Annotated in this window: 17 protein-coding genes and 1 other RNA gene; 13 read left to right on the top strand and 5 right to left on the bottom strand. The window is 31.6% G+C overall.

Going from position 1 to position 22435, the window contains the following annotated elements; translation table 11 throughout:
• Positions 1 to 201 precede the first annotated feature (201 nt).
• The 4 genes from DG435_RS22890 (at position 202) to DG435_RS22905 (ending at position 5962) form a co-directional block, all read left to right on the top strand.
• Positions 202 to 2172, top strand: a complete 1971-nt coding sequence (locus DG435_RS22890) for an OmpA family protein (protein ID WP_106794903.1) — start codon at positions 202 to 204, stop codon at positions 2170 to 2172.
• 125 nt (positions 2173 to 2297) lie between these two features.
• Positions 2298 to 3113 (top strand): mechanosensitive ion channel family protein, encoded by an 816-nt coding sequence (locus tag DG435_RS22895; RefSeq protein ID WP_106794904.1) that lies wholly within the window; start codon positions 2298 to 2300, stop codon positions 3111 to 3113.
• Positions 3114 to 4857: 1744 nt separating this feature from the next.
• Positions 4858 to 5514: an RNA methyltransferase gene (locus DG435_RS22900; protein ID WP_106794905.1), complete on the top strand. Its 657-nt coding sequence runs from the start codon at positions 4858 to 4860 to the stop codon at positions 5512 to 5514.
• Between the two features lie 82 nt (positions 5515 to 5596).
• Complete coding sequence (locus tag DG435_RS22905; protein WP_106794906.1) at positions 5597 to 5962, top strand: VOC family protein; 366 nt, start codon at positions 5597 to 5599, stop codon at positions 5960 to 5962.
• A gap of 21 nt (positions 5963 to 5983) precedes the next feature.
• Here DG435_RS22905 and DG435_RS22910 read toward each other — a convergent pair whose 3' ends face one another.
• The 3 genes from DG435_RS22910 to DG435_RS22920 all read right to left on the bottom strand — a co-directional run bounded on the left by DG435_RS22910 (position 5984) and on the right by DG435_RS22920 (position 9752).
• Positions 5984 to 6751: a carboxypeptidase-like regulatory domain-containing protein gene (locus DG435_RS22910; RefSeq protein WP_106794907.1), complete on the bottom strand. Its 768-nt coding sequence runs from the start codon at positions 6749 to 6751 to the stop codon at positions 5984 to 5986.
• 136 nt (positions 6752 to 6887) lie between these two features.
• The gene (locus tag DG435_RS22915) at positions 6888 to 8648 is read right to left on the bottom strand and encodes a DEAD/DEAH box helicase (RefSeq protein WP_106794908.1); all 1761 of its coding nucleotides are present in this window, start codon (positions 8646 to 8648) and stop codon (positions 6888 to 6890) included.
• Positions 8649 to 8819: 171 nt separating this feature from the next.
• Entirely contained in the window at positions 8820 to 9752 is a 933-nt protein-coding gene (locus DG435_RS22920) for a glutaminyl-peptide cyclotransferase (RefSeq protein WP_369872390.1), read from the bottom strand.
• A gap of 210 nt (positions 9753 to 9962) precedes the next feature.
• On the opposite strand from DG435_RS22920, the gene ffs reads away from it, so the two are divergent.
• The 3 genes from ffs to fsa all read left to right on the top strand — a co-directional run bounded on the left by ffs (position 9963) and on the right by fsa (position 11809).
• An RNA gene (ffs, locus tag DG435_RS22925) (signal recognition particle sRNA small type) lies at positions 9963 to 10061 on the top strand.
• A gap of 121 nt (positions 10062 to 10182) precedes the next feature.
• A complete protein-coding gene (locus tag DG435_RS22930) occupies positions 10183 to 11004 on the top strand; it encodes an SDR family oxidoreductase (protein WP_106794910.1) in 822 nt (273 codons plus the stop codon).
• A 151-nt stretch (positions 11005 to 11155) separates the two neighbouring features.
• The gene (gene fsa / locus DG435_RS22935) at positions 11156 to 11809 is read left to right on the top strand and encodes a fructose-6-phosphate aldolase (RefSeq protein WP_024772849.1); all 654 of its coding nucleotides are present in this window, start codon (positions 11156 to 11158) and stop codon (positions 11807 to 11809) included.
• A 56-nt stretch (positions 11810 to 11865) separates the two neighbouring features.
• Here the strand turns inward: fsa and DG435_RS22940 are convergent, their stop codons facing one another.
• Positions 11866 to 13311, bottom strand: a complete 1446-nt coding sequence (locus tag DG435_RS22940; protein WP_106794911.1) for a hypothetical protein — start codon at positions 13309 to 13311, stop codon at positions 11866 to 11868.
• 247 nt (positions 13312 to 13558) lie between these two features.
• Between DG435_RS22940 and DG435_RS22945 the strand changes: the two genes are divergently transcribed.
• From DG435_RS22945 to DG435_RS22955, 3 genes are all read left to right on the top strand, one after another.
• The gene (locus DG435_RS22945) at positions 13559 to 15184 is read left to right on the top strand and encodes an ABC-F family ATP-binding cassette domain-containing protein (protein ID WP_106794912.1); all 1626 of its coding nucleotides are present in this window, start codon (positions 13559 to 13561) and stop codon (positions 15182 to 15184) included.
• Positions 15185 to 15714: 530 nt separating this feature from the next.
• Positions 15715 to 16140 (top strand): hypothetical protein, encoded by a 426-nt coding sequence (locus tag DG435_RS22950; RefSeq protein ID WP_106794913.1) that lies wholly within the window; start codon positions 15715 to 15717, stop codon positions 16138 to 16140.
• 3 nt (positions 16141 to 16143) lie between these two features.
• Positions 16144 to 19653, top strand: coding sequence for a T9SS type A sorting domain-containing protein (locus DG435_RS22955; RefSeq protein WP_106794914.1), 3510 nt, complete (start codon positions 16144 to 16146; stop codon positions 19651 to 19653).
• 241 nt (positions 19654 to 19894) lie between these two features.
• Here the strand turns inward: DG435_RS22955 and DG435_RS22960 are convergent, their stop codons facing one another.
• On the bottom strand, positions 19895 to 20494 hold the full coding sequence (locus tag DG435_RS22960; RefSeq protein WP_106795015.1) for a TetR/AcrR family transcriptional regulator: 600 nt from the start codon (positions 20492 to 20494) through the stop codon (positions 19895 to 19897).
• 266 nt (positions 20495 to 20760) lie between these two features.
• Between DG435_RS22960 and DG435_RS22965 the strand changes: the two genes are divergently transcribed.
• From DG435_RS22965 to DG435_RS22975, 3 genes are all read left to right on the top strand, one after another.
• Positions 20761 to 21357, top strand: coding sequence for a porin family protein (locus tag DG435_RS22965; protein WP_106795014.1), 597 nt, complete (start codon positions 20761 to 20763; stop codon positions 21355 to 21357).
• A gap of 197 nt (positions 21358 to 21554) precedes the next feature.
• Entirely contained in the window at positions 21555 to 22115 is a 561-nt protein-coding gene (locus tag DG435_RS22970; RefSeq protein WP_106795013.1) for an RNA polymerase sigma-70 factor, read from the top strand.
• 139 nt (positions 22116 to 22254) lie between these two features.
• A complete protein-coding gene (locus DG435_RS22975) occupies positions 22255 to 22425 on the top strand; it encodes a hypothetical protein (RefSeq protein ID WP_159025794.1) in 171 nt (56 codons plus the stop codon).
• Positions 22426 to 22435: the final 10 nt, after the last annotated feature.

Here is a 22435-nt window from a genome sequence, read left to right on the forward strand (position 1 = left end):
CCGAGTTAGGTCAGAGTCAATTTAATGATGGGAGTTATGAGGTCTTTCTCAGATTCGAGCTCTTCAAAAAATACAATAGAATGTTAACACCTCGTTTCTTTTAATTAGTATTCTGGGATGATAAGCCTTCAAAAAAATAAAAGCAAAAGATAAGAACCTTAATAAAACCTAGTTTTTAGAATTAAGTAAAAACGAAAAACTATGAATTTTACCAAATACTTTATAAATATATCTTTAAGTATACTATTGTCTGGTATTGCTTTTTCTCAGGAAAAACGTATGGCTAAAGCTGATGAAAGCTTTAATCATTACGCTTTTGTAGATGCCCGTAAAATATATCTTCAAGTTGCAGAAAGTGGTTATGAATCTGCTAATTTGTTTAAAAAACTTGGAGACTCTTATTATTTTAATGCCCGGTTAGAGGATGCAATTCCTTGGTATGAAAAGTTAACTACCAAGTATGCAGATGATCTTGACCCTGAATATTTATTCAGATATTCTCAAAGCTTAAAAAGTATACAGCGATACGAGGAAGCTGATAAGATAATGGAGCAATTTAATACGATTACTGGTAATGATCAAAGAGCAGAATTCTTTATGAATACCAGGGATTATTTGAAATTTATTGAAATGCAGTCAGGTAAGTTTAGATTATTAAAATTAAGTGTAAACTCTAAATACTCTGATTATGCACCAAGTTTTAATAATCAGGGAGAATTGATATTTGCATCTTCTCGGGGAGGAGGAAGTGGAATGAGTAAGGTTGTGCATGAATGGAATGAAATGCCATTTTTAGATTTGTTTTCTTCAACGATTATTGAATCTAATGGAATTTTGCAAACACCTAAAAAATTAAAAGGAAAAATAAATACAAAATTTCATGAATCATCTACTTCATTTAGTAGTGATGGACAAACGGTATATTTTACTCGTAATAATTATATCAAAAGAAAATTAGGTTCTAATGTAGAGGGGACTATATTATTAAAAATATATAGAGCAACACTCGAAAATGATAAATGGACAAATATAGAAGAGTTGTCTTTTAATAGTAATGAATATTCTATAGCCCACCCTGCATTAAGTGCAGATGGGACTAAGCTTTATTTTGCTAGCGATATGCCCGATAGTAGAGGTCTTTCTGATTTATATGTTATTGATATACATGAAGATGGTACTTTTGGTGAACCTCAAAACCTAGGAGATAAAATTAATACTGAAGGAAGAGAAACTTTTCCGTATGTTAGTAATTCGGGACGATTGTATTTTGCAAGTGATGGACATATTGGTTTAGGAGGATTGGATATTTTTGTAACTGTTCCAGAGGAATTTGGAGTATTTTCTATCCCATATAATGTAGGGAAACCAGTAAATAGCTCTGAAGACGATTTTACTTTTGTGTTGAATGAGGATACAAAAATTGGATATTTTTCAAGTAATAGAGCTGGAGGAAAAGGGAACGATGATATCTATAGCTTTAAGCAAACTGAAGAATTAATTACCACATGTAATCAATATGTTGCAGGAGTAGTCACAGATGCAAGCTCTAGAGAAGTTCTGGTAGATGCCGAAGTATTTTTATTAGATGATACCAATAACGAATTGCAACGTACCGTTACAGATAAAAGAGGAGTGTATAAATTTGATCTCGAGTGTGATACGTCATATATTGTTAGAGCAAACAAGACAGCATATAGTCCTACAGAAGCACTTCTTACTGCAAATAATGTGTTAGAACATAAACATGACCTGGCCTTACAACTTAGTAAAGGAGGATTGATTGAAAAAGAAGTGAAACCAGGTGATGATTTGGCTAAACTATTGGATCTGGAAATCATATATTTTGATTTGGATAAATCTTTTATAAGAGCAGATGCAGAAATAGAATTGCAAAAAATTATTGCGGCACTTAAAGGGTATCCTAACTTAAAAATCGATGTTAGATCTCATACAGACAGTAGAGCAAATGATGATTATAATATGTATTTAAGTGAGCAAAGAGCAAAAAACACAATTAAGTATATAGTTGAAAAGGGTAAGATAGACAGATCTCGTGTAACGGGTAGAGGATATGGTGAAACTGCGCTTATTAATAAATGTGCAGATGGGGTGTCATGTAGTGATGCAGAACATCAACTTAATCGTAGAAGCGAGTTTATTATAATACAATAATCATAGTATAGAAAACATTTTGGCTTTGAATTGATTTCATATACCTTTGCTACTCTAAATTTTATTTATTGCAGTTATATTTTTTATTACTACAATATTTCACATATAAAATAACACAAATTATAATGGAAAAAGCTCAAGAATGGTTCAATTACGGAATTGAACTGGCAAAAGAATTTGGCCCTAAACTTATTACAGCGATTCTTATTTATATCATAGGATCGTGGGTTATCAAAAAATTAATTCGTAGTGTTAGACAAGTGATGTCTAAAAGTAAGTATGATGAATCTCTACAGAAGTTTTTGTTAAACTTAATCACTTGGTCGCTAAAAGTATTCCTTATCATTATTGTAATTTCGAGACTAGGAGTTGATGTAACTACTTTTGCTGCTGTAATTGCTGCAGCCGGTTTAGCAATAGGTTTGGCACTACAAGGGTCTTTGTCAAATTTTGCAGGCGGAGTACTTATTATGATTTTTAGACCATACAAAATAGGAGATCTTATAGAAGCACAAGGTGTATTGGGCGTAGTTAAAGAAATTGAAATTTTTACGACCAAATTAACTACTCCACAAAATAAGTTAGCTATTGTTCCTAATGGAGCAATGGCAAATGGTAATATCATTAACTATACAGTAGAAGGAATGATGAGAGTAGATATCACGATAGGTATAGGTTATGATGAAAATATAAAAGATGCAAAAGAAGTATTGCTAGGAGTTTTGACATCAAACCCTAAGATAATGAAAGATCCTGCACCTTCTGTAAATGTGAGTCAATTAGGGGACAGCTCTGTTGATTTGGCTGTTCGACCATACTGTACTCCCGAAGATTATTGGGATGTGTATTTTGCTACGTTAGAAAACTGTAAACTAGCCCTTGATGCTGCTGGCATAGAAATCCCTTACCCACACGCGGTAGAAATTCAAAAAGAAGGCTAATCGTAAAAATAAATTAAAATTAAAAATCACTTTCTATTTTCTGTAGAGAGTGATTTTTTTATGTAAACTGTTTAAGTTTAAGGAGTTGAAAATGTTAGGAGCGAGGATAATAGTATAACATTTTAAATCTACTATCTATTTTAGTATTGAAAAACAAGATGGATACTTTTATCTTAATAAGAAATTACAGTTTATCTATCAATAATTGACGTTTTTGCAACAACCTAAAAACAGTTAAAAAGCATATTAATACAGTTAAAAAGCAATATTTATATAATTTTTATGGAATATTCCTACTTTTTTTTAAAATTTGCAACCTGTTATGTGATTTGTTATTTTATATAAATGATTGATTGTTAGGTGTTTGTTGTTTTTTAAAATAATATAAATGTTAATTTTGTTTATTTTTTTTCAAATATGATTAGTCATTTATCTTTTTACGGTAAAACCAGAATAATTATGTGGTATTTCAGTGTTCGATTTTAACAAATAGTAACTATCTTTAAGTATTGTTTTTGAACAAAACATAATGTAATAATTAAAGAATAAAAAACTTATTTTCTTACCCCTCCCTGAGTTTTATATTCGATATTGTTTTGTAAAAGAAATATGTAGTTTTTCATCTAAGTAGCAGTTAAATACTTTTGTGAAGAAACAAGCACTTTTATTGTCAAACTGAATTAATGAGAAAATAAGAACGTATTACTTTTATTGTATATAAGAGAATACATAATAATATGAAATCAAAAACTTCTGTTTTTGGAAGTGTTTTGATCGTAGTACTAAAATAAGAAGTTATAATAAATAAATAAATGTGTAAAGACTGTAGATTTTTAATGTTAGTTTCTTTTATAAATATGTATCATTAAAAATTAAGGTTAAGACAAAAACAACCCCGCGATTGTAAAACTTTGGCGAGCCAACAAAAGCAGGGTCTGAATAGCGATTAATTTAAAATAAATCAATCATTATGAGTAGACTGTTATTTCATGCATCTAGAAATTGTCAATTTCGATTTTCAATTGGTGGGATGCTTCTATCCCTTAAGGAAAAATGCGTATCGTTTTTCTCCTCTTTTCAAAGGGTGAAATATAGTAATTCTTTATCTTTTTTACGGACTTACCGTACATTTTTTATCACTTTCTTAACACGATATAATACCAGAAAAACTAACGTTTTATCTTTAGTTAATGTGGTATTTAAGTTTAATGTACACAGCTACAAGTTGTTAAGATCTTTTTTGATATTTATTTGCCACGCCATACAGTATAGTGATACCAAATTTGATTTTGAGTATAGCTACACTTATACTAAAACCTATAACTATAAATAACATAACAACAGCATAATAAAGTATGAATTAAGAAATAATGAAAAAGAAAAATTAGGCTAATTATGATTCAAATAATTAGTCAGTAAGAAACATTTTGACAATGTGTTTACTTAAACCTTCCGTTTTTAGGGGTAATTTCGGGAGGTTTTTTTTATCTGAAAAAGAATGATTTAATATATATAAAGTCATAAAAGAATGTTTGATAGACGATATCAAATTTTAAGTGTTTTTAAATCTGAATTATGCATATACTTGAGCTATGTTGTAATAAACCATAAGTTTTACAACTTAGAAAGCTACGGTATATGTATTTAAGTTAAATTAAGTAGATTGTAAAAGAGCTGTCAGACATTATATCAGACAGCTCTTTTTTTATTTAAAAATAGTTGACGTTTTCATATTTTAGCAGTTATGATAGATATAAAACTTCTCGAATATTTAGAATCATTTCTTACTCCAAGACGACAAGGTTTAAATAAAAAAGTTTTGGAACAACGTACAAACCATTTTACGGTTGCAGTCGAGGATGTGTATCAATTGCATAATACAAGTGCGGTGATACGCAGTTGTGATGTGTTTGGAATCCAGAATGTGCATGTAATTGAAGAAATAAACGCAAAACGTATAGATCGTGAGATTGCAATGGGCGCTCAAAAATGGGTAGATGTCAATCGATACTCAACTACCAAAGAGTGTCTTACTACATTACAAAATAAAGGATATCAAATTGTTGCGACTACTCCTCATGATGATTCTAAAGTTTTGCAGGGTTTTAATATTGATAAACCAGCTGCATTTTTCTTTGGAAGAGAGCAACAAGGGTTAAGTGATCAGGTACTGGAAATGGCAGATGCCAGGTTACATATCCCAATGGTTGGATTTACCGAAAGCCTTAATATTTCAGTTTCTGCAGCAATTATATTACAACATGTTACCTCTACACTTAAAGAAACAAGTATCAATTGGCAGTTATCTGAAGAAGAAAAATTAGAAAAACGAATGGAGTGGGCAAAGAAGGTGATTAAAAGTCATGAGCAAATTATTGCGCGATATCATGAGAATGAGTAACTTTCTAACATCTAACATCTAACATCTAACATCTAACATCTAACATCTAACATCTAACATCTAACATCTAACATCTAACATTATGGTTACTTGGTTCGAAATTCCGGTTATAAATATGAAGAGAGCTAAAACTTTTTATGAAAAAGTTTTTGATATTGAAATTAGCCTTCAAGATATGGAAGGTGTACAGATGGGGTGGTTTCCTAACCAAAATCAAGTTGGAATTGCTACCGGAACATTGATCTATGCAGGAGAACATTACAAACCTAGCGAAGATGGAGTTTTGGTATACTTTTCTTGTGACAATGTTGCTAATGAAATGAGTAGAGTGGCAGATGCAGGAGGAAAAGTAGTTTTAGACAAAAAGCAAATCTCTGAAGAGCATGGGTATATGGCGTATTTTATAGATTCTGAAGGAAACAGAATCGCATTACATTCGTTACGTTGATAATATGCTCTTGTGTGTAGATTACTTTCTGTCTAGTATTTTGTATTCCTCATAACATTCGCTTATCGCATCAAGGATTTGAAGATCGTTTGCAAATTTTATAAAATCAACAGAATAGTTACAATTTCGTAAAATCTCATCTATATCCAACCGTCCTACTTGTAGAAGAGCCATTAAGGTCGCACGATCAAATTTAGTCTCTAATAGATTTCTAATCTCATCGTCTTTCTTCATTTTGCGAAGCTTCCTTAATTCCTTTGATCGTTTGCTAAATATATTATATAGAAAATCTGCAGGGTTAAAAATAGCACCCAATACTTTGTTTACAGCTCCAGGCTGTCTGCTACCACCTTCATATCCAGAATTCAACCCAGAAATACTATATCTGTAATTGTTATAGACAGGAATTCTCTTAGCATCGATCTCCAGATAACCGGTAAGTTGTACATCGGCAACAACGACCTCTTCTAGTGCAATTCCTAACTCTGTCATCTTAATCTTAACTTCTCCAAACTTAACCCAATCATTAGTTACTCTAACCTGTAATGGTTTATATCCAATATAAGAAAAATATAGAGTATCATTTACTTTGGCAGGAATATTAAAATCTCCTTTTTCATTGGTAATTGTACCTATTACCTGACTAAGATTAACAATGTGAACATTTTCTAATATCTGATCATTGGCAGCATTTAATACTTTTCCTGATACTGTATTTGAATCATTTACCTGAGCATAAGTAGTTGTTATACCTGCTAATAGTGCTATGTAAAGTAATACTCTCTTCATGTATATAATATGACGTTCAATTTTAAATAATATAACATAAAAATCGCGCCAAAAATCATATTTATTTGTTAAGTCTTTATATTCAATAGTTTACTAAGGAAATATTTCTTGAATATACAAAAGACAAACCTCTGATTTATCTACGATCACTACGTTTTCTACGATCTCTTTTTTTATTACCTCCGCTACCTCTATCTTCTTTTGAATCAAAACGTTTTTTACCCTTAGGTTTAAATCCGTCGCTTCTACGTTTTCCTTTAAAACCACCACCATCATTATCACGACGACGTCTTCCTCCTCTACGGCCAGAATCTTTAGAGATTTCTACATTAACTTTTCTTCCTTCCATTCTGAAATCTTCAAAAACTTGAAGAACTCGTTCCTGATGCTCAGTATTAGTATTGAAAAAAGAAAAACTTTCTTTTACATCTACCCGGCTTAAAGAATCGCTTCCTAGTTCTAACACTTCTTTCAGGAAATCCTTTAAAGTCATCCAGTCAAATCCATCTTTTTCTCCTACATTAATAAAGTAACGTGTACTACCATCTCTACCAGAATTACCATCTCTTTCATTTACAGCATTTAGATCTCTAGATTTTTTATAATAATTATGAAAACGAGAAAACTCTACCGAAAAGAATTTTTTGATCAATTCTTCTTTTGAAAATTCTTCTAAAACCTCATTAATAGACGGTAGGTAACTATCAATTTCATGATTTATTTCTGCTTTTCCGATATCACTGGCCAAATGAAATAATTGAACCTGGCATATTTCTTCGCCACTAGGAATTTCTTTTTTCTCGAAACTCTTCTTAATAATCCGTTCTACAGATTTAATTTTTCGAACTTCGCTTTTAGATACAATAACCATAGAGACACCACTTTTTCCGGCACGTCCTGTTCTTCCACTTCTATGGGTGTATGTTTCTATCTCATCTGGGAGTTGATAGTTGATTACATGGGTAACATCGTCTACATCAATACCACGTGCAGCTACATCTGTAGCAACTAGCATCTGTATTTGGCGATTTCTAAAACTTTTCATCACCAGATCACGTTGATTTTGACTTAAATCACCATGTAATGCTGCGGCATTGTATCCATCACCAATAAGGTTTTCTGCTACTTTTTGAGTATCTCTTTTTGTACGGCAAAAGATTACCGAAAAGATATCTGGATTAGCATCTGCTAATCGTTTCAGAGCAGCATATCGATCACGAGAGTTTACTACATAATATTCGTGAGAAACGTTTTTAGAACCGGTGTTTTTATGCCCCACAGTAATTTCTACTGGTGTTTGCATAAATCGTTTTGCAATGGTAGAAACTTCTTTTGGCATTGTAGCAGAGAAGAGCCAAGTACTTTTATCTTCTGGGGTATGAGATAAAATGGTATTAATATCTTCATAAAACCCCATATTTAGCATCTCATCGGCTTCATCCAATACACAATAACTAATATTGGTAATGTCTACCATTTTACGGTTGATCATATCCTGCATTCGCCCAGGAGTTGCCACTACGATTTGGGCACCACGCTTTATTTGTTTTGCCTGATCTGTTATACTTGCTCCACCATAAATTGCTACAGTGTGCAATCCAGGAATATATTTAGAGTAGTTTTTTAGTTCGTTAGTAATTTGTAAACAAAGTTCACGAGTAGGAGAGAGGATTAATCCTTGTGTAATCCTACTGCTACTATCAATTTTTTCGATTAAAGGAAAACCAAAAGCTGCTGTTTTTCCTGTACCGGTTTGTGCTAAAGCAACAATATCCGTATCTTCTTTTAATAAAATAGGGATTGCCTTTTCCTGTACTTCACTAGGGGTTTCGAAACCCATATCATTCACCGCCTTAATAATGGCTTCACCAAGACCTAACGCTTCAAATTTATTCATATAGCTAAAAATAAGCCGCAAAGGTACGGTTTATTATCTGTCTATTACAATAACGAGGAACTTATTATAGTGTTGCAGAAATTTATTGAAAAATGAATCTTTATTGTATCAAAAAATTGAAATGAAATGACTTATATTTAGTAGTCTATGGTTGTTTTCTATCGAAAAACATTATGGTTTTTTAATAACTTCAATTTCAAAAAGTTTATCCCAGTTTTTACCGGTTACAAATAGCCGTTTGGTGTCTTCATTATAAGCTATACCATTTAGTACATCTAATTTTTCATGCTGGGTTACTTTTTTACGAAGACCGCTAAGGTTAATTACAGCTTCTAGAGCACCACTATTGGGATTAATTATAGCAATCCCATCCTTTTGCCAAGTATTAGCGTAAATTTTTCCGTCAACCCATTCTAATTCATTAAACCTGGATTTAACACCTTTGTTTGTCGTAACTTCTATATAATCTTCTTCAGCAAGTGTATTAGGGTTAAGTATCCATATTTTTTCTGTACCATCACTTTTATAGATCTTATTTCCATTATTACATAATCCCCAACCTTCTTTACTTTGATTATATGCAAAACTTCCAGTTTTTTCTAAGGTATTAAGATTATAGATAAATCCTTCTTTAGATGTCCAGGTCAGTTGAAATATTTTATCATTCATAATCGTAATTCCTTCGGCAAAATATTCTTTTGCGATATCTATTTTTACAAGAACTTCTCCAGTTTTATAGTTAAGCTTTCTTAAAGAAGACATTCCTTTTTTACCAGTACTTTCATATAACGTATCTCCAAAAAATTCTAGTCCTTGGGTAAAGGCTTTTTTATCATGAGGATATTCTGCAATAATTTTATAAGAATACAATTTTGGAGATATATTATTAAGAAAAGCAACTTTTTTGCTTATTGTATCTATATTTCCATCATAAAAAACTTGAGCGGTTAGGATATGATTTCCTAATTTTTCATCATCTATTTTTTCTTCATAACTAAAATCTTTTTTAGAAGCTACTTTTTTATTGTCTAAAAGAAAGGTGACAGAATCAATTTTTATATTTTGAGAGTTTATGATGTTTGCTTTTATCGTCTCACCAAGCATAAATTTTGTTTTATTATCCTCGGTACTGATAGAAAAATATTTTTTTTGCTTATTCTGATTACTTCCACAAGAAAAACTGAGTATACTTAAAATAATGATGACGAAGGAGTTATGGATCTTCATTGTGATAATTAAATTTTAAGCAAGATATTTATTTTAATTGGGTTTAAAAAATCATTGTTTTATATCCTAAAGATTGTATCTTTGCATCGGCAAGTCCTACACAACTAGCTCCTGTTGAATCCTCCAGGGCGGGAACGCAGCAAAGGTAGACGGTTGTAGCAGTGTGATGTAGGTAGCTTGCCTTTTTTTGTGCCCTAATTTTTGATGTTATTTAATAAATATCAATACATAAATCACCATCATCGTTTCCTATCATTTTATATTTTGAGATTAGTAGATCGTTAATCAGAATTGTATATTTGCGATTATGAGTACGAATCAAAAAGATACTGTAGTTTTAATAACAGGTGGGTCTTCTGGGATAGGGAAATCAATAGGAATATTTTTAGCAGAAAGAGGGTATATTGTATACGGTACAAGTCGTAATCCATCTCGATTTTCTGATTTTGAGTTTTTTACACTTTTGGAGCTTGATGTTGCCGATACTAATAGTATCGAATCTGCTATTGCAACAATAGAACAAAAACATGGGCGATTAGATGTGCTAATCAATAATGCTGGAGCAGGTATTACTGGTCCGATAGAGGAAATCCCTAATGAAGAAATAGTACGAAATTTTACTACAAATTATTTTGGTCCAATTAATGTTACTAAAGCTGTTTTGCCAGTAATGAGAAAACAAGGTAGTGGCTTAATTATTAACATCACCTCTATAGCTGGATATATGGGACTGCCATATAGAGGGATTTATAGCGCTTCTAAAGCGGCATTAGAGATGACTACAGAAGCATGGCGGATGGAATTAAAGAGTTTTAATATTAGAATGACAAATGTGGCTCCTGGTGATTTTGCAACCAATATTGCTGCTGGGCGCTACCATGCTCCAGTTATTGAAAATTCACCATATGAAAAATCATATGGTGATACACTAAAACTAATGGATAGCCATGTAGATTCGGGTAATGATCCTTTAGAAATGGCTGAAGCTGTTTTTAAGATTATAAAAAATAAAAAACCAAAGGTGCATTATAAGGTTGGAGCATTTATGCAAAAATTTTCTATTGTACTAAAAAGAATATTACCAGACAGAGTATATGAGAAAATGCTAATGAATCATTATAAATTATGATTTTTACTTCTGTAATTAGATATAAGAGCTTTATAGATAAAAGATATTTTTTTAATTAACAAAAAGATTTTATTAGCCTACAACGATTATTTTTATATTCGCGATCTATAAAAGAGCAAAATTTATACACAACAATTTTAAAAACAATACTATGAAATTTTTTATTGATACTGCAAATCTTGATCAGATTAAGGAAGCGCAAGACTTAGGAGTTCTGGATGGAGTAACTACAAACCCATCTTTGATGGCTAAAGAAGGTATCACTGGTAAAGAAAATATTATTAATCACTATAAAAAGATATGTGAAATCGTAACCGGAGATGTAAGTGCAGAGGTAATTTCTACAGATTTTGACGGTATTATTAAAGAAGGAGAAGAGCTGGCTAAGCTTCATGATCAGATTATTGTAAAAGTACCAATGATCAAAGATGGTATAAAAGCAATAAAATACTTTAGCGATAAAGGAATTAAGACCAATTGTACTTTGGTGTTTTCTGCAGGGCAGGCTTTACTTGCAGCTAAGGCAGGAGCCACATATGTTTCTCCGTTTATTGGTAGATTAGATGATATTTCTACAGATGGACTTAATCTTATCGCAGAGATTAGATTGATTTATGATAATTACGGATTTGATACACAGATTTTGGCAGCTTCAGTAAGACATACAATGCACGTAATTGATTGTGCTAAGATTGGTGCAGATGTAATGACAGGACCTCTTTCTTCTATTGAAGGATTACTTAAACATCCACTAACCGATATTGGTCTTGCAAAGTTTCTTGCAGATTATAAAAAAGGAAATTAATTTAGTTTTTCCTTACCCATAAAATTTTATAAAAAGCTGCTCTATTGAGTGGCTTTTTAATTTTCTAAACTTGCCAATTGCGTATATTGCATGAGTTGCTTCTCAAAAACAGAGGCAAACAAATCTGTGCTTGGGTTTATTATCTTACCTTCTTGATTTACAAGAATGACTTTATTTCTATAATGAATAACCAATTCTTCTGAAGAACATTTTGGATGTTTAAATTCGTATTCATTATCCAAATTGTAATGATGCCTTTTTATAGTTTTTAACCAATTTTTTGTTTGATCAGGGTCAATATTTACAGCAATAAAATCGATGCCAGGATACAAAGAACTAAGATACGTTGCTTTTTCATGAGCCTTTACATAATGATCTTTACTTTCTATCGACCAAAAATATAAAGCAGTAACTGGTTTGCTAAAAAGCGATGATAATTTCACAGTTTCACCTTTTGAAGTAATTAAATCCTGATCTGGAATAATTTTGTTTGGCCTTAATTTTGAAATATGCCTGGCAAGTTTTCTTAATTCTTTTTGCGATCGATTACTGGTGCTTACTGATAGGTAATGTTTTAAAGCTATGTCTGATTCTTTATTATTTTTACTATCATCCAATAAAAAACGAATAGTAGATCTCCTTAATAAGTTATTTTTGATATACGAATGCTCTACAACATTATCAATTAAGTCCAGTTTATAAATAAAATTTTCTAAATCATCATTATGTCGTAGTTGATTATCGATATTAGAAAGAGAAGCATTAGTAAAGTAACAATTTAAAAACCAATTATAAGAATATAGTCTCTTTAATTCATCATCATTAAAATCAATCTGATTTCTATAATTAAAAAAAGAAGCAGACAATTCTTTAGTTGCATTGGGACCACCCATTTCGTAGCGACTATTAAAATAGAATTCATGCCTCATATAATACTCAAATATAAAACTCGCTTGAGTAAGCTTTTTTGCCAAATTACTCAACTCATTTTTGTTGACCAACTTTTCAAAAGCAGTAGATTTTATATTTAATAAAGAATCTTGATTTTTTTTGAAATACGAAGAAGACTGCCTAAAACTTGTTCTTTTTAGACTTTCACGCTCAATTTCGTTTTGTAAAAATAAATCGATTAAAAAATTATTTTTCCCCGAACCTTCACCTGTAAAAACAAGAGATTCGTCAAATTCTAATGTATTTAACCGAATCAGTACACTATCCCCTTTTTCGAGAAGTACCACTTGGTATTCTGGATTATGTTTAAAAGAATATAGGCCATCTTCTAAATTTTCTATTTTATGTAGAAATCTATTGTTTTTATCAAGCTGAATAGTATCCCTATAATCATAACCCTTAGATAAAATAACATAGTTAGTATTTGGGTTTACAATTTCACCTCCAAAATAAGTATATTCTTTATTGTCTTTTTCAGAAGAACCACAACTGCATACAAAGCATGATAAAAAAGAAACTTGAACAAAATATCTTAATACGGAAAACTGCATTTCTGACGCTATAAAATTAACTTAACTATTTGCCCAAAAATAAAGGGAAACACCTACTACGGTTGTTAATTATAAGTTAATTCTATACATATTAACGATTTGGAGCATTTAAATTTTCCAATTTCCAATTTTTTGATCACTAATAAGCTATAGAATAAGTCTTTGAAATTAATGATATATTGTTTCAGGTTCTGAATCCATTTATCTACTTTTGCGGCAAATTTAAATCTTACAATTTTTCATACTCATGCTATCAGTTTCTAATCTTTCTGTTCAATTTGGTAAACGAATACTTTTTGATGAAGTAAATACTTCTTTTATACAGGGCAATTGCTATGGTATTATTGGCGCCAATGGTGCCGGGAAATCCACATTTCTTAAAATTCTTTCTGGTGTAATGGAACCTACATCTGGACATGTACATCTAGAACCAGGGAAACGAATGTCTGTTTTAGAACAAAACCATTATGCATATGATGAGTATACAGTGCTGGAAGCTGTAATTATGGGGAATAAACCTTTATATAAAATAAAGAAAGAAATAGATGCCCTTTATGCAGATTATACAGATGAAAATGCAGAGAAAATAGGTGAGCTACAAGTACAGTTTGAAGAAATGAATGGTTGGAATGCTGATAGTGATGCAGCAGCAATGCTTTCTAATTTAGGTATCAAAGAAGAATTGCACTATACCCAGATGTCTGATCTTGATACGAAACAACGTGTTAGAGTATTGATAGCACAATGTTTGTTTGGTAATCCTGATGTTTTAATAATGGATGAGCCAACAAACGACTTAGATTATGAAACCATTTCATGGTTAGAAAGCTTTTTGGCAAACTTTGAGAATACAGTTATTGTGGTATCTCATGACCGTCACTTTTTAGATGCAGTATGTACACATATTTCGGATATTGATTTTAGTAAAATTAATCACTATAGTGGTAATTATACGTTCTGGTATGAGTCTTCTCAATTAGCAGCAAGACAAAGGGCCCAGCAGAATAAAAAAGCAGAAGAGAAGAAAAAAGAATTACAAGAGTTTATTGCACGATTTAGTGCGAACGTAGCAAAATCTAAACAAGCTACTTCTCGTAAAAAAATGATAGAAAAACTTAATATCGAAGATATTAAACCATCAAGTCGTCGTTATCCTGCTATAATATTCGAAAGAGACAGAGAAGCAGGTGATCAAATCCTAAATGTAGAAGGATTAACAGCTAGCCAGGATGGAGATACACTATTTAAAGATATTGATATTAATTTAACCAAAGGGGATAAAGTTGTTATCTTCTCTAAGGACTCAAGAGCTACAACTGCATTTTATCAGGCACTAAATGATAAACAAAAAGTAGACTCTGGTAAATTTAACTGGGGGATTACTACTACTCAATCATATTTACCAGCAGATAATAGTGAATATTTTCAAAATGACCTTACACTAGTCGATTGGTTACGTCAATGGGCAACTACAGAAGAAGAAAGAGAAGAAGTATTTATTAGAGGGTTCTTAGGAAAAATGATTTTTAGTGGTGAAGAAGCATTAAAAAAATCAAATGTATTATCTGGAGGTGAAAAAGTTCGTTGTATGTTATCTAAAATGATGATGACAAGAGCAAATGTATTGATGCTGGATGAGCCTACAAATCACCTTGATTTAGAATCAATTACTGCTTTTAATAACTCATTAAAAAAGTTTAAAGGTACAGTCTTATTTACTACTCATGATCACGAGTTTGCTCAAACTGTGGGTAACAGAGTAATCGAACTAACACCAAACGGAGTTATCGATCGTTATGCTACATTTGATGAGTATATGAGTGACCCAAAAATTAAAGAACTACGAGAAAAAATGTATGGCGTGAATGTTTAATTTTATTGCCAAAATCAATAAATAACAAATTAATTTTAGAGTTGTATCTTATAATTCTATACATCTTTCCATATATAGTATTCCCTAATAAGGAAATTAATTAAAACTATTTTAGGAGTGTAACTGTGTTTTGAAAAATCTAAAAGATAATTTCAAAATACGAGGTTAGCTCTGTCTATAACTTAAGTTGGCAAGTACATTAGTATGATCTTGAAACTATAGTTATGATCATTTAGCAACATATATGTTGCTGAATATTTAACATGTCCAGATTTTAAATAAAAAAATCATCACCCAAAAACTTTCCTGTAGACATGAAATTGAACAACACTTATTTTGTTAAATAAATCGTTAAGTTATTGACTTTCAAAAAAATAAAAACTATTTTAGAGGTATGTTATGCGGTTGTCTTTTATTATTTATATAAAAGTATAAGCTTTCACCATATTCCTTCCCCAAAAGCCGAAAGTAATTACCGATTTAACGAATAGTTAATACAACTTTCACAAGCGATTTATAAAATAGTATCGATGTTATTGAGAAAAATTATAAGTATCCTTTTTTTTGGTTTAACCATATTTTCTTTTGCCCAGTGTAAAACTGTAGAAAATAAAACTACACAAGATAAACCATCACATCAGCCCGTTACACCTATGAAAAATGATATGATTATTTCAAAACCAAATAGAAATAAGTCGATGGTCCTTCATATTAAAAAGATAATAAAGCCAGGAGATCCAGCTACTCATTTTGAATATAATGTATATAACGCCATAACAAAAAAAAATATAAAACAAGGCTATTTTAGAGGATCTAATGTTGATTGGAATGATAATACCTCTATAAAACTTGTTCCTTACATCGGGATGGAACAAAAACCAACTTCTGAAAATCCTGATGATTTACTTCTGTCAAAAACTCAAACACAAATAACAATTATTAATTTAAACAACTAACTCATGACACACAAATTTTATTTTCGAAAATTGGCTGTTCTTATCTTTCTACTAATAGTTTATTCTTCATGTGATAAAAATCAAGAACAAAAACAAACAGAAATAAGCACTGTAGAAACTTCTAAAAAACTCAAAAAAAAGAAAGATTATAACAAGAAGAAAGGAATTGAAATCATAGCAGAGTATAAGGCAAACCTTTTAAAACCTATTGGAGCCGAAGAATCTACATATAAAGATGGTTTCTTGATGACAGAGCATCAAAAAGCGATGAAAAACAGATCTACTGCTAAGAATTCTAGTATTATTAAATGGACAGAAAGAGGACCTGTAAATGTACCAGGCAGGATACGTGGTATTGTAGTGGCTCCTGATAATGATGATAAATGGTATGCAGGTACCGTTGGTGGTGGACTTTGGGTAACCGAAGATGCTGGAACTACCTGGGAAAATCTTACAGATTATAAAATACCTAACCTGTCTACATCTACAGTTGCAGTGGGAACAAGTGATCCAGAAACATTGTATCTGGGGACAGGAGAGCCTTTTAATAACCTAGATGCAGTTGGAGGAGTTGGAGTTTTAAAAAGCGTAAACGGAGGCCGTAACTGGGAATACCTTAATAATACCAAAAATTTTGGAGGAATTGGTCGATTAGCCTTAAATCCTGAAGATGAAAATAATCTTGTTGTTGCAAGTAGAAATGGGATCTATGTTACCTCAGATGGAGGAGTAACATGGCAGAATACGTATAATGGAGGAAACGTTCAGGACCTTAACTATGACCCTACAAATTTTAATACGCTCTATGGCGGTGTAAATAGTGTTGGAGTTATAAAAAGTACGGACGGTGGACTAACATGGGATTTAGTGTTGAATAGAGATGATTACAACTCAAACCATTCACGTTTTGAACTTGATGTTTCTCCAGCCAATCCAAATAGGGTCTTTATTTCGGTGTATACAGGTAATGGAGCAGCAACTACTGCAGTGAGTACTGATTTTTACCTTACCAGTGATGCGGGAGCAACATTTAGACTGATTGGTTATGAAGGAACTCCGGCGGCAGGAAATTTAATTACAGGGCAAGGATGGTATGACAATATAATAAGAGCGCATCCTTTTAATGAAAATGTTTTTTATGCAGGAGGAGTAGTGATGCATAGAGTACAAATAGTTAAAGCAGGAACTGGAACCAAAAGTAAAGATGGGCCAGTGAGTTATACTTTTCAGCCTATCGCAGCAGGTTATAATGGCGAATTAAATAATTATGTTCACGTTGACCAACATGGTTTAACATGGATTAAGAAAAGAAAAGAGAAAAAGTTTAAATTAATCCTTGCTAACGATGGAGGGATATATCATACAGATTATTTATATGAACCGGGAACAACACTTAATGATTGGTCTACTTCTGCCGTAGGACTGAACTGTACACAGTTTTATGGAGCCGATAAACGTAATGGAACAGAAGATTATATGGCTGGAGCGCAGGATAATGGAACCTGGATATCATTAACAGAAAATGGAGCAAACGATGAAACCGCATATCAGTTTATTCTTGGGGGAGATGGGTTTGAAGTATTATGGAATTATGACAATCCCGATGAGTTTATAGGTGGTTCTCAATTTAATGGTTTTGTACGTTATGAGAATGGTCAAGGGTTTAATGCAAGGCATGGAGAATCGGGAGCAGGAACATCACCTTTTTATTCAAAAATCACAAATTCAAATAATAACCCTAATGCGCTTTTCAGTCCTTCTATAAGTGGAGTATGGAGATCTCTTGATTTTGCAAGATCATGGGAATTAACTTCTATTCCAAATAATTTTTCAGTAGGAGCTTCAAGTTCATTAGATGTTTCTGTGTCTACAGCTAATCCAGATGTTGTATGGGCTGGTAATGCAATGACAGAATCAGGAAGTTATGTGATTCATGTCTCTAAGAATAATGGAGTGTCTTATGAACCTACGGCGTTATTCTCTGATCCAAGAGATGGTGTTAATCATAATTATTTTATTTCCGGAGTAGAAACTTCTTCTACAAATGAGGATAGAGCGTATGTATTATTTTCTGGACAAGGAGCAGCTAAAATATTGAAAACAGAAGATTTGGGACAAACCTGGGTAGATATTTCAGGGTTTTCTACAGGAGAAGATAGAGGATTTCCAGATGTCGCAATTCATAGTTTGGTAGAAATGCCATTTGATGAAGATAGAATTTGGGTAGGAACAGATATTGGAGTATTTCAAACATTAGATGGAGGAGAACATTGGTCACTACTGGCTGGATTGCCGGCTTTTTCTGTATGGCAAATGAAAATCGTAAATGATGAAGTAGTTATGGCAACTCACGGTAGAGGAATCTGGACTGCTACTCTTGAAGAACTTGAAGGATATGAGCCACCTAAGTACTATGCACCTCCAACAATTATTGCTGCAGCACAGGAATCTGTAGAAAATCAAAATGCAGAGATTACTTATGTGCAGGAAAATGAGGATATTGAGAAAATAGTAGTGTATTTGGGCGGAGAAGAAATAGCTCAAATTACAGATAATATCGAACAAGGTACTGAGTTTGCTTATGTGATAGAGAATTTAGAAGAAGGAAATTATACTGTTGGAATGCAAGCTATTGATAGCGCAGGGGATACTTCTGTTATTTCTTCAGGATCATTTGATATTATTGATTATACAGCTCCAAAAAACCTTGTCTCTATTGAAACTTTTGAGATATCTGATGTATATACTTTTGGAGGAGAATTTGTGATCAATACAATTAATGAAACGGTAAGTCAGGCAGTTCTTAATAATTCTGTACATCCATATTTAAACGATTCAGAATATCGCACTGTTTTAAGACATCCTATTATTGTAAATACAGAGAATGGAAGTTTTACCTATGAAGATGTTGCAATTACAGAGTTTGATCCTGCGCCGGGTCAATTTTATGATTACGTAACTATAGAAGCTTCTAGTAACTTAAAAGATTGGATACGATTAGATACTTATGATGCACAAAGGTTTCCAGAATGGACAGATACCTTTAATTCTGGGCCCTCTCCATCAATAAGTGATGAATTGTTTAAAGAGCAATCTATCAATTTATTAGATTTCTTTCAGGAAGATGATGTTATTGCAGTACGTTTTCGGTTAGTTTCCGATCCTTTATTTACTTCTTTCGGTTGGGCTATTCGCTCTATAAATGCTCCAGGAAAACAATTGGTAGCAGAAGAAGTGGAAGAAGTAGAAAAACCTCTTCGAAGTTCGGAAGGAGCTCTTCTATATCCAACGATTTCTAATGGAGAAGTGCAAATTTCATCCGGAACTGTAATCAACAATAGCGTGGTCGAAATATATGGCATAAGTGGTAGACTTGTATACTCAAAAAATATTGGAACACTAAATGATTCCCAACAAACTTTGTCTTTAGAAAATCTTAAATCTGGAATGTATCTAGTTAAGGTTTTTGGAGATGGAGGAATAACAAATACAACCAGAATTGTGATCAGGTAATCTTATTATGTTAAAACGCTAAAGTAATGGTATACCTATAAGTAGAGACTTATAGGTATACTTATTATAAAAGACAATCTTATATCATTTGTATTTTGAATCTACTGGAATAAAATGTTCTTTTTTCATCTCAGTTTCAGAATAAAAATAAACCGTAGCCCTGCTATGCTTGATTTTTCTTCTTTACTGAAACAAAAAAATCTTAATTTTCTTTACCAGTAAATTCAAAATACAAATGGTATTATTTTTTTAATCCTTCAAATTTTAAATACATATAATCTCTCATTGTAGATTCTAATGTTTCTTCGGTCTGGTCAAAGAAATTGTCGTCAGTAATTAATTGCCTGATAAAATATTCATCTAGTTTGATAAGAAGCTCAGATGATATAGGTTTGAAGATATTGTTTTCTATCCCTAAGATGTAAAACTGTTTTAAATCTTCAAGTAATGCGCACAAAAATTCTTCAATAATTTTCCATGCTGTGGGATAATGTTCTTGTAATTGTCTTAAAAAAAATGAAGAAACATCCTTAGCTCCCTCCATAAGAATACGTCCTAGAGTTTCACATCGGTAATCTAATTTCAAAATTTCTTCTGTAATCTGGTTTTTATAAGTGTACAAATAATCTATTCTTACTTGTGTAATATATTCAAAAATCTCTTCTTTTGTAGTAAAGTATTGATAAATAGTAGATTTGCTTTTCTTCATTAGCAAAGCCAGATCATCCATGGTTAACTCACCTAAATCAGCAGTCTTTAATTTTGGGAGTATAGCCAGAGTCCATTGCTCTACTTTTTTGTTCTTTTCTTTTCTGTTTTTGAGTACCGACTTTCTTCCCACGTTTGATAAGTTTATCAAAATCAAACTACTTTATAAAAAGTAGTTCTAATTTTTGTTTTCCGTTCCTCAAACTTAATTGTTTAGAACATAAATAACCAAAAAGTTAAGTGAAAAAAGGTTGGTTTTTAATTATTTATGTTTTTTTTGAAATTTTATCATTCTTTAGTTACGTGTCACTTCTTTTCTATACGTCATAGTAATGATTGAACAAAGATGAAGCATAATGCTTTATTCTCTAAAAAGGGTAACATATAATTTTTATTAAAATGAAGAAACTTGTATTAGTATTTACATTAATTGGTGTTTTCGGTATTACTTCAGCACAAAAAAAGACATCTTTTGGATTAAGAGGAGGGGTTAATATTTCTAATCTTTCTGATTCAAATTTAGAAACTAAACCAGGGGTTTATTTAGGAGCGTTATTAAACATTAGATTTTCAAAACTTTATGCTCTTCAACCCGAAATTGGATATTCAAATCAAGGAGGTAATACTAAGTTTTCAACAGGGAGTGATGTCGAAATTCATTATATCTCAATATCGGCAACAAACAAATTTTATGTTAGAAATACAGGTTTACATTTTATAATTGCGCCAAGTATTGATTTTGATGTAGATGATACTCCAGTAGGTATTGTAAATAGGGACGAAGGCAATGATATTACTTTTGTAGATGTTTCTATTGCAGTTGGTTTAGGTTATGAATTTAAAAACGGAATAGGAGTAGAGGCCAGATATAAACGGGGAACAGTGGATGTTTTTGATGGTGATTTCCACAACTTTTCACAACAATCCATTTATAAAGAAAAACAACAATTTAATGAAGTTTTGCAAGTAGGTATATCCTATAGGTTTAATTTCTAATCGTTTAGTTTTAGAGGGGTGTTGGAAGAGGTGAATTTCAATAACCCTTCTATGCTTTGTATAGATTATGAAATAATAAAAGAAGAGGTTGTTTCTTTAATTTTTGTAACATATGGTCGAGTTTTTCGTTCTTTGAGAATAGTAATGTAATTTTATCTTTGTAAGATATTTGATAGCATAATTTTCAAAATCAACGTTTGGGTGATCAACTTATCATAGAACAAATCAAAAACAAAAATGTCAAAGTTTTTGAATCTGTATTTAGGGAATATTTTAAAGTACTTACGATATATGCAAAAAAATATGTTCAGGATCTTGATACAGCACAAGATATTACGCAAGAAGTATTTATAAAGTTGTATGAAAGAAAAGATGAACTTATTATCCATACCTCTTTAAAATCATTTCTATATACCTCTGTAAAAAACCGATGCCTTGATCATATCAAAATTCATAATATTCATCAACAACATAAGGATATCATTCAAAAAGAATCTTCTATTCTTGTAGAAGAAGATGATGAAGAGGTAGGGAAAACAGAATTACAAGAAAAAATTTACAAAGCTATCAGGGCTCTTCCTGATCAGAATCAAAAAATATTTATTCTAAGTCGGTTCGAAGGAAAAACCAATCAAGAGATTGCCGATGAACTTAATATTAGCAAGAGAACTGTCGAAACTCATATTAGTAATGCTCTTAAAAAAATAAAATCATTAGTTTTAATTATTTTTATAATTCTGATAATCAGTTATTTATGATTTAATTTCATTTTTTTTACTTTCCGGTTACGTGTAACTTCTTTTCTATTCGTCATATACATAACTATACAGAGATGATTCAAAACGCTTTGTTATAAAAGAGGAATAACATATAATTTTTATTAAAATGAAATCTGTTATGAATATGCACAACCAAATTAACTTAGAATATGCTTTGATTAAATATTTTTCTGATAAAGCAACACCAGAAGAAGAGATGTTTGTACAACAATGGGTTTCTCAGAGTTCTGACAATACTTCATATTATCATAAGATTCAACGATTATGGATTCAAAGAATAGTTTTGTGATATAGTTTAT

The sequence above is a fragment of the Aquimarina sp. Aq78 genome (assembly GCF_900299525.1).
In the GTDB taxonomy this organism is placed as follows: domain Bacteria; phylum Bacteroidota; class Bacteroidia; order Flavobacteriales; family Flavobacteriaceae; genus Aquimarina.

Bases quoted from the DNA above. Each gene is read 5' to 3' on its own strand.
- DG435_RS22915 (WP_106794908.1), bottom strand. From the start codon at position 8,648: ATGAATAAATTTGAAGCGTTAGGTCTTGGTGAAGCCATTATTAAGGCG.
- fsa (WP_024772849.1), top strand. From the start codon at position 11,156: ATGAAATTTTTTATTGATACTGCAAATCTTGATCAGATTAAGGAAGCG.
- DG435_RS22975 (WP_159025794.1), top strand. From the start codon at position 22,255: ATGAATATGCACAACCAAATTAACTTAGAATATGCTTTGATTAAATAT.
- DG435_RS22950 (WP_106794913.1), top strand. From the start codon at position 15,715: ATGTTATTGAGAAAAATTATAAGTATCCTTTTTTTTGGTTTAACCATA.
- DG435_RS22905 (WP_106794906.1), top strand. From the start codon at position 5,597: ATGGTTACTTGGTTCGAAATTCCGGTTATAAATATGAAGAGAGCTAAA.
- DG435_RS22945 (WP_106794912.1), top strand. From the start codon at position 13,559: ATGCTATCAGTTTCTAATCTTTCTGTTCAATTTGGTAAACGAATACTT.
- DG435_RS22955 (WP_106794914.1), top strand. From the start codon at position 16,144: ATGACACACAAATTTTATTTTCGAAAATTGGCTGTTCTTATCTTTCTA.
- DG435_RS22890 (WP_106794903.1), top strand. From the start codon at position 202: ATGAATTTTACCAAATACTTTATAAATATATCTTTAAGTATACTATTG.
- DG435_RS22900 (WP_106794905.1), top strand. From the start codon at position 4,858: ATGATAGATATAAAACTTCTCGAATATTTAGAATCATTTCTTACTCCA.
- DG435_RS22920 (WP_369872390.1), bottom strand. From the start codon at position 9,752: ATGCTTGGTGAGACGATAAAAGCAAACATCATAAACTCTCAAAATATA.
- DG435_RS22930 (WP_106794910.1), top strand. From the start codon at position 10,183: ATGAGTACGAATCAAAAAGATACTGTAGTTTTAATAACAGGTGGGTCT.
- DG435_RS22910 (WP_106794907.1), bottom strand. From the start codon at position 6,751: ATGAAGAGAGTATTACTTTACATAGCACTATTAGCAGGTATAACAACT.
- DG435_RS22940 (WP_106794911.1), bottom strand. From the start codon at position 13,311: ATGCAGTTTTCCGTATTAAGATATTTTGTTCAAGTTTCTTTTTTATCA.
- DG435_RS22895 (WP_106794904.1), top strand. From the start codon at position 2,298: ATGGAAAAAGCTCAAGAATGGTTCAATTACGGAATTGAACTGGCAAAA.
- DG435_RS22965 (WP_106795014.1), top strand. From the start codon at position 20,761: ATGAAGAAACTTGTATTAGTATTTACATTAATTGGTGTTTTCGGTATT.